The organism is Sphingopyxis sp. J-6 (genome assembly GCF_046603995.1).
In the GTDB taxonomy this organism is placed as follows: Bacteria; Pseudomonadota; Alphaproteobacteria; order Sphingomonadales; family Sphingomonadaceae; genus Sphingopyxis.
Genome location: NZ_CP145810.1, coordinates 3,109,667 through 3,123,243, shown reverse-complemented (window position 1 = coordinate 3,123,243; position 13,577 = coordinate 3,109,667). Strand labels below are relative to the sequence as shown.

Sequence of the window (13,577 nt, the reverse complement as noted above, 5' to 3'; positions counted from 1 at the left end):
CGATGGGTCAGGCCGGATCTGCAGGCATGTGCCTTGCGAACCAGCTCATCAGGCGCGCTGTATAATCGAACGATGCCGGCATGGTGCGGACGCCATGCCCCTCCTGCGGATAGGTCAGGAGGACGCTTTCGACCCCGGCGATCTGCAATGCGTGATGGAATTCGAGCGCCTGTCCCGCCGGCGTGATCTTGTCGAGCGCGCCGCAGATGTTCAGCGTCGGCGTCTTGACGCGATCGGCGAAATGGATCGGGCTGCGCGAGAAATATTTGCCGGTCGGATTGCTGAGCCGGTCGTCGAGGAAAATCTCGCAAAAGGTCGGGACATGGCAGGTCAGATGCTCGCTGACCCAGTTGGTCACCGGCGCCACGGGGACGGCGGCGGCAAAGCGCTGGTCCTGCGTGATCAGCCACGAGGTCATGAAGCCGCCGTAGCTGCCGCCGGTCACGCCGATGCGGGCCGGGTCGACGATGCCCGCCTTCTCCAGCGCGTCGAGCCCGGATAGATAATCATGCGTGTCGGCGCCGCCCATGTCGCCGAACACCTGCCGCGCAAAGGCCTGGCCGCGTCCGCTCGATCCGCGCGGGTTGGGCTGGAACAGCGCATAGCCGGCCGCCAATGCCATTTGCGGCAGCGCCGAGCGGCCGATGTAGATCGGCCGCGTATACCAGACCGGGCCGCCATGGACCTGCATGATCAGGGGATGCGGCCCGGGGCCCGGCGGGGTGAGCAGCCAGCCATGAACCTCCAGCCCGTCGGGCGCGGTCCAGCTGAAGTCGCGGGCCGACCCGAGCCCGGCCACGGCGGCGTCGACCTCCGGGGTGCCGAAGCGGCGGATTTCGCGCTCGGTTCCTTCTTCGAGGGCCCGCAAGGTCGGCGCCTCGAAGAAGGATTCGCACATGAACAGGATATCACCGGCCCCGCTGCCCAGCGGCGCGACCTCGGGGAACATCATGCCTGAAGGCGTGCGTTCGCCGCCGCGCCAGATTTCGCGGCTCGCCGCCGCGGGCCGGTCGAGCAGGCCGACGGCGGTTTCGGGACCGTCGGCGACAACGAACAGCAGCGTGTCGTCGCTCCGCCAGCCCAACTGGACGACGTCGGCATCGAGCGTCGCGGGCCGGGCGATCTCACCGCTGGCCACGTCGATCAGGCGCAGGTCGCCGGCGACGATATTGCGGTCGCTGCACACCGCCTCGACAACCGCAACCGTGGCCCCGGCGGGTGCTGCGGCAAGCGAACCGAGTTGGTCGGCAGGCTCGAAGAGCGTGCGGACGCCGCCGCTGGCGACCTCGATCAGCCGGACGTCGGCGGAATACCACCATGTCTCCTCGGGCTGGTCGGAACAGATGGCTGCGATATGGTCGGCGCCGCACCAGACGGCCTGCCAGACATTGACCCCGGCCGGGGTGATCTGACGCGCGGTGTCGCTGGCAAGATCATAGAGCCAGACGCTCCGCCATGGCGCCGCTTCGGGTGCGCCCTCGACCGTCGGTGCCCATGCCGGTTGTTCGCCGGCTTCGCTTTCGAGGCTGACCGAGAAAGCGCCCTGCGCGCCAGCGAGATCGGATCCATAGCCCGCCACGCCGAGCAGGATCGCCTTGCCGTCGGCCGACCATTGCAGATATTCGACGAAGCCGTTCACCGCAGCCGTGGCGCGGTCGGCGCCGGTTTCGACGTCGAGGATGCGCAGGCGGTTCGCATAGGCCTGCTCGCGATCCGACAGAAAGGCGATCGAGCGGCCGTCGGGCGACCAGCCCGGCGCGCTGTCGGAGCGCGGCCCGTCGGTGACGATATCGAGATCGCCCGACGCGAGGTCGACGATGGCGATCCGCGTCGAGGGCGCGCCTTCGAGCGCTTCGCAAAGCTGGGCGGCGGCGGCCGCACGGCGGCCGTCGGGGCTCGCCGCGAGCTGTCCGAGCGCGGCCACTTCGCCCGTTCCGGGGCGCAGCCAGGCGCGGGTCAGCGCCTCGGCCTTCTCGAACAGCGGGTGGCGGCGAAAATCGGTCTGCATGTGATTCCCTCGGCTGAAATTTTCGGATGCGATGATATCGAGATTGACGAAACGTACAATAGTGTATGGTCGGATCGACGTTTCAGGCCGCAAAGGCGATCGCCGTCACGCGGCGGGTTCGGCCGCCTTCATCCCGATCTGGTCCATGACAAACGCCAGCCATTCGCCATTCCACGCCGCCACCTTCGCCGGATCGACCACCCCATGACCGGTGTCGCGCCACACCCGGAAGTGGATCGGGCGGCCGCCGCTGTCGGCTTCGTCGAGCCGCGCGGTGAACTTGCGGCCATGGAAGGGCATGCATCCGACGTCGTGCTCGCCGAAGATCTGGTAGACTGCGGGGTAAGCGACGCCGTCGGCGATGTTGTGATAGGGCGACCAGCGGATGACGGACGTGGCGACGTCGGGCACGGTGGTATCGCCATAATCCTCATACATGATCGCGCGGACGCCGGCGGTCGCCGCGGTCAGCGGCAGCATTTCCATCATGTCGAAGATCGGCACCGACGGGACGACCGCCCGCCACAGATGCGGTTGCTGGACGATCGCGATGCCGGCGAGCATGCCGCCGTTGCTCGCGCCCATGAAGGCCATCAGATCGGGTTGCGAAACGCCGCCGGCGATCAGCGCCTCGGCGACGGCTGCGAGATCGTCGAAGGTGTTCTGCTTGTTGCGGAGGCGGCCGGCGTCGTGCCATCCCTTGCCATATTCGGCCCCCCCGCGCAGCGATGCCTGGACGAAGATGCCGCCGGCCTCAATGAAGGGTACGAAATTCGACGGAAAACTCGGCAGCATCGACACGTTGAAGCCGCCATAGGCATGGACGAGCGCGGGCTGCGGGCGGTCGAGCGGCAGCGCCTGCTTGCGAACGATGAAATAGGGGATGCGCGTGCCGTCGCGGCTGGTTGCGAAACGGCGTTCAGCGACGGCATCGTCCAGCCGATGCACGGGCTCGTCATGTTGCCGCAATTCGCCCGTCTTCGGATCGTGCGTCAGCAAGACCGCCGAGCGGGTGAAGGTGGCATGGGTGAAGACGAGCATGTCGTTCGGGCGGACGCAGCGCTCGAGCATCAGCGACGGCGAGGAGCCCGGATTTTCGAGCGGCAGCGTCTCGACCAGTCGGCCATCGAGATCGAAGACGCGCACGCGGAGCGACACGTCGAGTAGGTCGCCGACATAAAGCCGCCCGCCGATCACGCCGGCCCAACCGATGAAGCCTTCGCTTTCGGGGGCCAGCTCGCGCCACGTCGACCGGTCGGTCGAATGCGATACCGGAATGGCGACGACCCGGCCCTGCGGCGCGCCGTCGTTGACGCGCGCGACATAGGTTTCGGCGTCGATCCAGCTTCCGTCGCATTCGCCGTCCCAGCCGCCGGGAAGGAAGGGCGCCGCGGCGAGCGTGTCGAGATCGAGCAGGGCGAGCGCGATATGCTCGTGCGGTTCGGTGACCAGAATGGCGCGGCGGCCGTCGGGCGACACATGCGCTGTCAGCCCCGAATGCTTCGCCTCGACGAGCGTTTCCGGCAGCACGACGTCGGGCCGTTCGGTTGCGCCATCGGCGACAGGCACGAAGCGCAGGCGGTGCAGCCCTTCATCGGTGCGGCCGTCGATCCAGAAACCGCTCTCGTCGGGCAGCCAGCCGGGACGGGCGCCGGTGTAGGCGAGCGCGGGAACATCGACGATGCGCCGACCGGTTGCGGTTTCGAACACCGTCCATTGTCCGCTCATGTCGCCATCGCGTCCCCATGCCAGCGCGACGAAACGGCCATTCGGCGAAGGTTCGAACCACGTCATCATGACGGCGCCGCCGCCCGCCGCTTCGGCGAGGCTGCCGGTCGACGCGATAGCCCGGCCTTCGCCGGGCGCGGTTTCGCCGGCGCGCAAGGTGATGTCGCCGCCGTCGCCCGTGTAACCGAACCAGATGCCCCCGACTTTCCGCGGCGCGAACAGGCCGCCGCCGCTGGCCAGTGCCAGCAGCCGGTCATAAACGGGGCGATAATTGGGCGAGGCTTCGGCGGCTGCCTGCGCGGCGCTGCTGCGCGCCCACTGCCATTCCAGCGCTTCGGGCGTGTCGTCCTGCAGATGGGCGAAGCGATCCTCGAACGCGACGCCGCCGACGATTTTCCGGACGGGAATGGCTTGCATGGTCTGATCCTCTCTTTCGTGTCTTGACCGCGATCCTAGCCGCCACTGGACGGGTTGCTTTCGATAACGTACAAAACTGTTTGCCGAGCGTCGCGAAGTGACCGGACCGGGAGACTGCCATGCCTCGATCGAGCCAAGCCGCCGCAGCGCGACCCGCCGGGTCGCCGGCCGTTGCGCGTTCGGTCGCCCGTCTTGGGCCTGGAAACCGCAACAATGTCGCGGCGGGCCGGCCACGGCGCTTTCCGGTACCGTCGGACGATCTGCAGCCGCTGGCGCTGAGTGGTGCGGCAGGCGACTATATGCTCGCCGAAGACGAGCGTCTGCCCCCCGAGGTCGAATCGTTCGAGTCGCTCGGCCACCCCGGCCACTATCGGATGAACTTCGCGAAAGCCTTGGGCTCGGGTTACGCCGAAGTTTGCGGGCTCGCCGACGGATTTTTCGTGCACATCGGCGAGGTCACCTTCGCCGAACCCTATGCGCTGTCGGTATCGGCGCCCGGCATGTTGCGGGTGCGGATCGCCAGCGCCGGCGACGGTGAATATGTCGCGTCGCGTGGCGATACGCTCGACATCAAGGGGCCCGGCGCCGCGATCATCATCGAGCCCCCGGGGCTGCCGCCCGCCGAAGCCGTGTTCGCGGGACACAATCATATGGTGCAGATCTATCTCCACCGCGATGCGCTGAAGCGCCTCTACGCGGGGAACGAACAGGATTTGCCCGCGGTGGTGCAGGCGTTTCTTGCGGGCAGCCTCCAGCGCACCGTCGCGCGCCGCCTGCCGCTCGACGCGGCGCTGCTCCGCGGTCTCGACCGGCTGCATGCGTGCGCGCTGAAGGGGCATGGCCGCCGGCTGTTCATCCAGTCGCGGGCGATCGAGATTCTCTGCCATATGTTCGACGCGTTGGGGCAGGAGGAGGGCGCTGCCTTTATCGAGGCCTCCGCGCTGACGACGCGCGGCGTGCTCAAGGCGCAGCAATTGCTGATGGAGAATTTCGTCGACCCGCCGTCGCTCGAAGAACTGGCCCAGCAGGTCGGTCTCAGCCGCAGCGGGCTCTGCGCCAGTTTCCGGCAGATCGTCGGGCAGACCGTCTTCGAATATGTCGGCGACCTGCGCATGCAGCACGCGCTGGCGTTGCTTGGGCAGCGCGACACGTCGATCACCCAGATCGCCTATGCCGTCGGTTTCAACCATCCGTCGAGCTTTTCGGTCGCGGTCCAGCGCCGCTTCGGCATCAGCCCCAGCGAACTGCGCCGCGGCGCGCTGCCGTTCGTCTGATCGTCCCTGTACGTCAGCGATAGCGCTACCGGCTTTTGAACGGGTCGTGCGGCACCTCGCACAAAAGGGCTTGCATCAAAAAAGACAGCAATGCATGTTAAAGTGAAGCGCCCCAGTCAGTTCAGCACTGTCTTGATTTCGGCCCGCGATAACGGGCGGTGGGCGCCGAACGGCAATAAGCCGTCGCTTTGGGACAAGGAGACAAGCGTTGAGCAGCAATCCCTCGGACTATGTCCGCAACCCCGGCCCGAAGACGCCGGTCACCGGTCTCAAGGCGGCCGTCACGACCGACAGCGCGATCGTTACCGAAACGATCATGAAGGTGCTGAACAGCGGCGGCAACGCCGCCGACGCGGTGATCGCGGGCGCGATGGTGCAGGCTGCGGCCGAACCCTTCATGACCAATCATGCGGGTCTTGTCACCATGCTCTATTATGAGGCGAAGACGGGCAAGGTCCACCAGCTCGACAGCCTTGGCGGCCATCCGTCGGGTCTGCCGCCGTTCAAGCCGGTGCCGCCGGGCCTTGGCAGCTACGCGACCTCGCCGCCGTCGGCGATCATCCCCGGCTTCATGCCCGGCCTCAAGGAAATCCACCGGAAATTTGCGACAAAGGACTGGGCCGACCTTTGCGCCGATGCGGTGCATTGGGCCGAGAAAGGCCATGAGGTTTCCACCTTCGAATATGGCGTCAACATCTTCGGCGAGAAGTTCATCACCTATTTCCCCGAGGGCCGCGATTTCTATCAGCCGAACGGCTATTTCCCGAACGTCGGCGACATCTTCACCCCGCCGGGGATGGCCGATACGCTGCGCGGCGTGCGCGACAACGGGCCCGACTATATGATCACCGGCCCGTGGGCGGAAAAGTTCGTCGCCAAGGGCAACGCGCTCGGCTGGAAGGTCAGGCTGGACCATATGACCGAGACGCCGCCGCGCTGGGTCGAACCGCTGCGCTTCGCCTACAATGAATATGAGGTTCTGTTCCTCGGGCCGCCGCAGGCACAGGGCTTTTTCAGCAGCGTCGCGCTCGGCGTGCTCAAGCATCTTTGCATCCGCGACATGGCGCCGGGGTCGGCAGAACATATCTGGGCGATGGGCCATGCGCTGCGTCAAGGCCAGCGGCACTGGGAATATGCGCGCGACGATCAGGTCTATGGCGTGCCGCGTGCCGAGGTGCTCGACGACGATTACCACAAGCATCTCGCCAAGCTGATCCGCGGGTCGCGGCCGAAGGTCGACATGACCGATCATATCCGCCTGGCGGGCGACGGCACGGGCGCGGGCGACATGATGTCGGCCTTTGCCGGGCCGTCGGGCAAGCCGCGGCTGGTCAACCATGAGGAGAAGCAGCCGAGCGGAAGCTGCGAGATCGCGGTCGTCGATGTCGAAGGCAATTGGTGCCAGTTCATGGACACGCTGCAAGGTTCGGGTATCCCCGGACAGGTTGTCGGCGGCATCCCGATGGTCGGCAGCCACGCGACCTTCGGTGCCTTGCAGAGCCCGATGGACACGGTGCTGATCAAGGGCGCCAAGGCGCGCTGCATCATCGGCAACACGCTGGTGCTGAAGGACGGCAAGCCGGTCTTCTCGGCGGGGTCGCCGGGCAACATCCACTGCACGCTGCCGCAGGTGCTTGCCTATCTGCTCGACTTCAAGCTCGATCCCTACGCCGCGGTCGATGCGCCGCGGATGCTGCCGATGAGCGAAGCACAGCTTGTCGCGATCGAGGATCGTCTTGCGCCCGGCGTCGTCGAAGATCTGCACAAGCTCGGCGTCCGCGTCGGTGCGCTGTCGGGCTATGATTATCACATGGGCAGCTTCTCGGTCATCGCGCATGACGAAGCGAGCGGAACCTTGACGGCGGTCGCCGACCCCCGCCGCTGTGCGGTTGCCGACGGCATCGCGGCTTGAAGAACGGGAGAGAAAAAATGGCCGAGCATCAGCTATTGAAGCAGTTCGCCGAAGATTATTGGGCGTTCCGCTGCGCCGAATTTCCGATCGAGGCGATCATGGCGGGCGTCGCGACCGATGCCGGTAGCCTGTTTCGCGAAGCGCCGGCGGACCATCGCCGCCGCGCCGAATGGGCGGAAGCGGCGCTCGCGAAACTCCGGACGATCGCGACCGACGCGCTCGACCCGCAGGACCGGGCGAGCTGGCTGCTCCTCGAACATGAGTTGTCGGCGCTCGTCTCGGCGGTCGCCTGCCGCGCGTATCTCAGGCCGCCGCTCTATCCGCTCGGTCCCGATTTCACCCTTTCCTACTGGGCGAACGCCACCGCGCTCGCGACCGTCGCCGACGCGCACATCTATATCGCGCGATTGCAGACGGTTCCGGCAGCGCTGGGCGACATCCGCGCTTTGCTGGGAGAGGGTGCCGGGCAGGGGCTGCGCTATCCGCGGCTGGTGATCGAGCGTGCGGTCGAACAGGCGCGCGGCATGGTGGCGATGCCCGTCGCGGCCAATGCCTTCTTCCAGCCGCTGGCGCGCACCGCCAGCCGGTCGGCGGCGTGGGCGACGCTGGCCGAAGAGGGCAGGGCGGTTGTCGAGCGGGCGGTCTATCCCGCCGTGCTGGCTTATGCCGATTTCCTGGAGACGGTGCTGCTGCCCGCGGCGCGTGACGGGCTGGCGAGTATCGACGATGTCGATGGCGACGCTTTCTATGGCCATCTGATCCGCGAATATACCACCCTGCCGGGCGATCCCCATGATATCCATGCACTCGGCCTGGCGGAGGTCGAGCGGATTACCGGCGAGATGCTGGCGGTGGCCGCCGACGCGGGCTGCGCAGGCGACCTTGGAGAGTTCCGCCGCCGGCTCCAGACCGACAACAGCCAGATCGCCGAAAGCGGTGAGGCGCTGCGCGAGCAGATCGAGATATTGTCGAAACGGATCGACGCGCGCATCCCCGAATTCTTCGGTCGCCTGCCGCGGACCACCTATGGCGTGCAAAGCATCCCCGAGGCGGTCGCCGAGAAGATGCCGCCCGCCTATGCGCAGCCCAATCCCGCCGACGGCAGCATGTCGGGGGTCCACTGGATCACCTCGATCCCCGGCAAATGTCCGCGCTACATGCATATCCCGCTGGCGCTCCATGAGGCGTGGCCGGGGCATCTCATGCACCTCGCGCTGATCCAGGAAATGCACGAGCTTCCGGCCTTCCGCCGCGCCGGTGGGCTGCGCTATTCGGCGTGCCTCGAAGGCTGGGCGCTCTATTGCGAACGGCTCGGCGAAGAGATGGATTTCTATGACACGCCCGAAAAGCGCTACGGGCGTCTGGAGATGGAAATCTGGCGCGCCGTCCGGCTCGTCGTCGATACCGGCATCCACGCCAAGGGGTGGAGCCGTGAGCAGGGAATAGCCTATTTCCAGGCCAATATGGCGATGCCGCTCGACACGGTGACCGCCGAGGTCGACCGCTATATCGGCCTGCCGGGACAGGCGCTCGCCTATCAGATCGGCAACCTCAAGTTCCGCGAACTGCGCGAACGGGCCGAGGCGGCGCTCGGCGACGATTTCCGCATCCGCGATTTCCACGATGCGCTGATGGCGGCGGGGCCGGTGACGCTGCCGGTGCTGGAGGCGCTGATCGACGACTGGACTGCGCGGCAGCAGGTCGCGGAGGCGGCTTGACCATTACAGGCCATGCCGCGCTCGTCCTGACGAACGCGCGCATCCTCGACGTCGAGGCCGGGCGGCTGTCCGAAGGCCGGTCGGTCTTCGTGCGGGGCGCCCGGATCGGCGAAGTCTCCGATCGGCCGGCGACGCCCGACGACGGCGCGGTGATCGACTGCGGCGGCCGGACGCTGATGCCGGGGCTGATCGACGCGCACGTCCATGCGATGATTTCCGAGCTCGATATCGGCCGATTGAAGACGATGCCCGCAACGCTCGCCGCGGTTCGGGCAGGACCGATCCTGAGCGCAATGCTCGACCGCGGCTTTACGACGGTGCGCGACACCGGCGGCGCCGATCATGGGCTCAAGGAAGCGGTGGCGAGCGGCGCGCTGCGCGGCCCGCGGCTGTTCATCGCGGGCAAGGCAATCAGCCAGACCGGCGGCCATGTCGATTATCGCAGCCCCGTCGAACATGGCCCGGCGACCTGCGGTTGCTGCAGCGGCATCGACCTGCTCTCGCACATCGCCGACGGCGTATCCGACATGCTGCGCGGGGTGCGCGAGCAATTGCGGCGCGGTGCCGATCATGTCAAGCTGACCGTTTCTGGCGGCATCGCTTCGCCGAGCGATCCGTTCGACAGCCTCCAGTTCACCGCCGAAGAAATCGCTGCGGCGGTGCAGGCGGCGACCGATTGGGGCGTCTATGTCTGCGCCCACGCCTATTCGGCGGCGGCGATTCGACGCGCGCTCGAATGCGGCGTGCGTTCGATCGAGCATGGCAATATGATCGACGCGCCGGTGGCGGCGCTCGCCGCCGAACGCGGCGCCTTCGTCGTCCCGACGCTCGCCACCTATGAAAGCTTCGATCACCATGGCGCCGAATATGGCATGCCGGCAGCCGCGCTAGCCAAGAATGCCGGGGTGTTCGACGCGGGGCTCAGATCGCTCGAAACCTGCCGGTCGGCGGGCGTCGAGCTCGGCTTCGGGACCGACCTGCTGGGGCCGTTCCACGACCGGCAGGGCCGCGAGTTCCTGATCCGCGGGCAGGCCATGCCCGCGGCCGACCTCATCCGCTCGGCGACGATCGTCAACGCCCGCCTGATCCGGCGCGAGGATGATCTCGGCCGTATCGCGCCGGGAATGATCGCCGATCTGATCCTCGTCGACGGCAACCCGCTGGACGACCTCGGGCTGTTCCAGGACGGCGGCGCGCATATCCCGCTCGTGATTCAGGACGGACGCATCGTAAAGGATCTCGGCATAACGGCCGGCAAGGAGAAGCAATGATGAGTGACGACACGCCCGTCGAACTGGTGCCGGCACTGGGTCCGGCGGCAGGGATCGAAACCTTCGTCATCGAGCCGCCCGGTCTCGGCACGGCGCTGCGCATCTCGATCGCGCGCGCGATCCAGCCCGCGGTCGGGGCGAGCGATGACCCGACTGCGGTCGTCTATGTCACCGACGCCGACTATATGTTCGGCACCGTTGTCGATGCGGTTCGCGTCGGCAGCCTCGGCGGCGAGCTTGCCCCCGCCGTCGTGGTCGGGATCGGCTATGCCGAAGAGAAAGGCGACCTTGCTTTCGTCTCGACCCGCCGCTTTCTCGACTTCTATCGCGGGCCGCGGCGCAGCTTTTCGGCGGGCGCCTATGGCAGCTTCGAATTCGGCGGCGCCGACGCCTTTCTTGCGGCGCTGCGCGACCATGTCATCGCCGCCGTCGAGGGGCATGTTGCGGGAATCGACCCGGCGCGCCGCATCCTTCTCGGTATGTCGGCGGGCGGGCATTTCGCGTCTTATGCGATGGCGGAAGCGCCGGAGTTGTTTCAGGGCTACGCTTTGATGAGCCCGATGCTCGTCGACCCGCAATCGCTCGTCGAGGGGGCGCTGCCGCAAGCGGCGGGCGATCCGGTGATGGTGCGGCTGATCGAAGACCTGCCTGCGCTTCCAACGGGGCTGCGCGCCTTCCTGTCGGCCGGGGCGCTCGAAGAGGATCCGGGGACGATGTTCGCGGACTTCGCGATCATCAGCAACGCGCTCAGGATGCGCGCTGCGCTCGCGCGTCACGGTGTCGAGACCCGTTTCACGCAGTTCCCCGATGAGACGCACGGATCGGTGACCGGCGCCGCGATCGGCAGGGCGTTGCAGTTTCTCCTGCCGCCGGTCGAGGGCAAGCCCGACTGGCAGGCCGCGCTCGCCGCAAGCGAATGATATTTGCGGCGGATGGCCCCTCTCTTCGTCATTGCGAGCGTAGCGAAGCAATCCAGGGTAGCGTAAACCGCTCTGGATTGCTTCGCTACGCTCGCAATGACGGCATTTTTACCTAAAATGCGGTAGCCTGCCCGTTGGTATAAGTCGGCGAAATTGCGGTCAGCTCGCCTGTCGCCGCGTCGCGCCGGATCGCGACCCATAGCCCCTGCGCAAAACGCGCCTCCACCGGCTGGATGCGCTTGATTTCGAGCCCGGTGGCATCGAGCACTTCGTCGGGAAACTCGCCGTCGACGACGCGCAGGATCAACTCGCGCTGGCTCGCGTCGGGCGAAATCGGCAGCAACAGGCGCGGCGCATTCGCCGTTTCCTCAAGGTCCATGTCGAAATCGACGATGTTGAGCAGCGACTGCGTCGTCTGGTAATGCAGCCCGACCCCCATCGACGACCAGGCGGTGTCGGGCTTGCCGTCCTTCAGGATGATCCCGACCTCGATCGGATTGGGGAGCTGCCCGCCCTGCGGCGTCGCCGCGACCATCGTCTGCATATAAGCAGCGGGATCACCGACCGAGACGCCATCGACGACGATCGCGGTGCGGCCCCAGATCAGGCAATTGATCGAGTGGCAGAGCGCCGCCATATTGCCGTCGGCATCGACCGCGACGACGACGTCGGAGTGTGTGCCCTTGGGCAGGAAGCGGATCGGTGATTGCTCCTCGAGCCGCGACCAGAGGGCGCGCGCATGCTCCTTGGAAAGCCGTGCGTCGCGGCTCATCTCGATCCCCGGGAAGGTCGCCGCCTGCTCCTCTTCGGTTTCATAGCGCATGCCGCCCATCGCCGCGCAGCTTTTGGCGAGGCGCATCAGGCTGTCGGCCGACTGCGACCAATGGCCGCGCTCGCGGATGCCCGCGATTTCGCACAGGTTGAGCGTTTCGATAAGGTTGACGCTACCTTCGCACGGTTCGCCGAGCAGGGCGATCGTGTGTCCGCGGCGCTCGATCGTCACCGGGTCGGACCACACCGGCTGGTAGGCGGCAAGGTCGTCCAGCGTCATCCGCCCGCCATCGGCCTGGATCGCCTCGATGCATTTTGCCGCCCATGCACCTGTGTACATATAGTCGGCGCCTTCCACCGCGACGCGGCGCAGCGTCTCGGCGAGCGCCGGCTGGCGGAAATGATCGCCCTCGACATAGGGCGTATCGTCGGCCTTGAAGAAGACCGCCTTGGTCTCGGGAAGCCGCGCGAGGTCCTGCTTGCGGATATCGATATAGCGCGCCAGCCCCGGCGAGACGATGAAGCCGTCTTCGGCGAGTTCGATCGCCGCCTCGAACAGCCGCGCGAACGGCAGCTTGCCATAGCGGCGATGCGCCGCTTCGAGCCCGCGCATGAAACCGCCGACCATTGCGGTGCGGCCCGACGGCTCGCCCGAACCCATCATGTTCGCGATGCCGTCGCCGGCGGCGTTCACCTTGCCCGGGATCGACATCGGATCGTCCTCGCCGAGCACGGTGTTCCAGCCGGCATTGAGCGAGGTCACCTCGCCGCTTTCGCCGTCGACATGCATCAGCGCCAGGATACCGAAGAAGCTGATCACCGCGCCCCCGCCGAGGACGATCTGCGCCAGCGCGGCGCTCATCACCGCGTCGACCGCCGACCCGCCCTGGCGCAGCGCCTCCTCGCCGACGCGCGCCGCGAAGCCGTTGAGCGCCGTCGCGACCGCACCACCTTGCCCGCGGCCGGCCGGATTGCCCGGTAACCCCGTCTGCTGGATCTGCCAGAAATGGTCGCGGTCCGCCGCCGGCCAGCCCGAAGGAGCAAGCGTCTTTGCCGCACCGGTGCCAGCGCTTGCGGTCGGCGCTGCGTTGCTGGGCGCCGGACCTTCTTTCACTGCGTCTGTCATGTCGAAATCCTCCGCCGATCACGCCGCGCATGCGGTGCAGGAAGTCTAGGCGCCAGCGTTCGCGTAAATCAAGCACTAATGTATAAAATTGGTCGTGCGGCATATTCGCGAAACGGGTGACGAGATAAGTCGCTATAAAAGAATGAAAATATACGAGACGAGATCTGGCGGTAAACAGCATGGCCGATGCAAATCGGACACGATGACATGGAAGAAAAAGGATCTTTCCATCGGAGCGAAAGGCAGAGTCCGGCAATCTGGCGGATAGGATTATAATATTCGCGCCGCCTTTGCTTGGATAATATGCCTCATTTTGTGCCATAAGGAGCGCTTTTCTGCCCATTTCTTGGTTGAAGATTCATCAACCATGGCGTAGCATTCTTGCGGGTCGCAGCGTGATTCTTGTGGGAGGGCTCGCATGCGGAATTGGAC

The 13,577-nt window shown here is 66.3% G+C and carries 8 protein-coding genes; 5 read left to right on the top strand and 3 right to left on the bottom strand.

Annotation, left to right across the window (positions count from 1 at the left end; genetic code table 11):
* Window positions 1–7: 7 nt before the first annotated feature.
* The gene (locus tag V6U71_RS15080; RefSeq protein ID WP_411339224.1) at window positions 8–2,008 is read right to left on the bottom strand and encodes a S9 family peptidase; all 2,001 of its coding nucleotides are present in this window, start codon (window positions 2,006–2,008) and stop codon (window positions 8–10) included.
* A 105-nt stretch (window positions 2,009–2,113) separates the two neighbouring features.
* The gene (locus V6U71_RS15075) at window positions 2,114–4,153 is read right to left on the bottom strand and encodes a prolyl oligopeptidase family serine peptidase (protein WP_411339223.1); all 2,040 of its coding nucleotides are present in this window, start codon (window positions 4,151–4,153) and stop codon (window positions 2,114–2,116) included.
* A gap of 119 nt (window positions 4,154–4,272) precedes the next feature.
* On the opposite strand from V6U71_RS15075, the gene V6U71_RS15070 reads away from it, so the two are divergent.
* The 5 genes from V6U71_RS15070 (at window position 4,273) to V6U71_RS15050 (ending at window position 11,248) form a co-directional block, all read left to right on the top strand.
* A complete protein-coding gene (locus tag V6U71_RS15070; protein ID WP_411339222.1) occupies window positions 4,273–5,427 on the top strand; it encodes a helix-turn-helix transcriptional regulator in 1,155 nt (384 codons plus the stop codon).
* A 208-nt stretch (window positions 5,428–5,635) separates the two neighbouring features.
* Window positions 5,636–7,339: a gamma-glutamyltransferase gene (locus V6U71_RS15065; RefSeq protein ID WP_411339221.1), complete on the top strand. Its 1,704-nt coding sequence runs from the start codon at window positions 5,636–5,638 to the stop codon at window positions 7,337–7,339.
* Window positions 7,340–7,356: 17 nt separating this feature from the next.
* Window positions 7,357–9,057 carry a DUF885 domain-containing protein gene (locus tag V6U71_RS15060; protein ID WP_411339220.1) on the top strand — a complete coding sequence of 567 codons (1,701 nt, stop codon included), beginning with the start codon at window positions 7,357–7,359 and terminating at the stop codon, window positions 9,055–9,057.
* Window positions 9,054–10,328: a metal-dependent hydrolase family protein gene (locus V6U71_RS15055; protein WP_411339219.1), complete on the top strand. Its 1,275-nt coding sequence runs from the start codon at window positions 9,054–9,056 to the stop codon at window positions 10,326–10,328. The genes V6U71_RS15060 and V6U71_RS15055 overlap by 4 nt, the downstream gene beginning before the upstream one ends.
* On the top strand, window positions 10,328–11,248 hold the full coding sequence (locus V6U71_RS15050; RefSeq protein ID WP_411339218.1) for an alpha/beta hydrolase: 921 nt from the start codon (window positions 10,328–10,330) through the stop codon (window positions 11,246–11,248). The genes V6U71_RS15055 and V6U71_RS15050 overlap by 1 nt, the downstream gene beginning before the upstream one ends.
* Window positions 11,249–11,360: 112 nt before the next feature.
* On the opposite strand, the gene V6U71_RS15045 is transcribed toward V6U71_RS15050, so the two are convergent.
* Complete coding sequence (locus tag V6U71_RS15045) at window positions 11,361–13,145, bottom strand: gamma-glutamyltransferase (RefSeq protein WP_411339217.1); 1,785 nt, start codon at window positions 13,143–13,145, stop codon at window positions 11,361–11,363.
* Window positions 13,146–13,577: the final 432 nt, after the last annotated feature.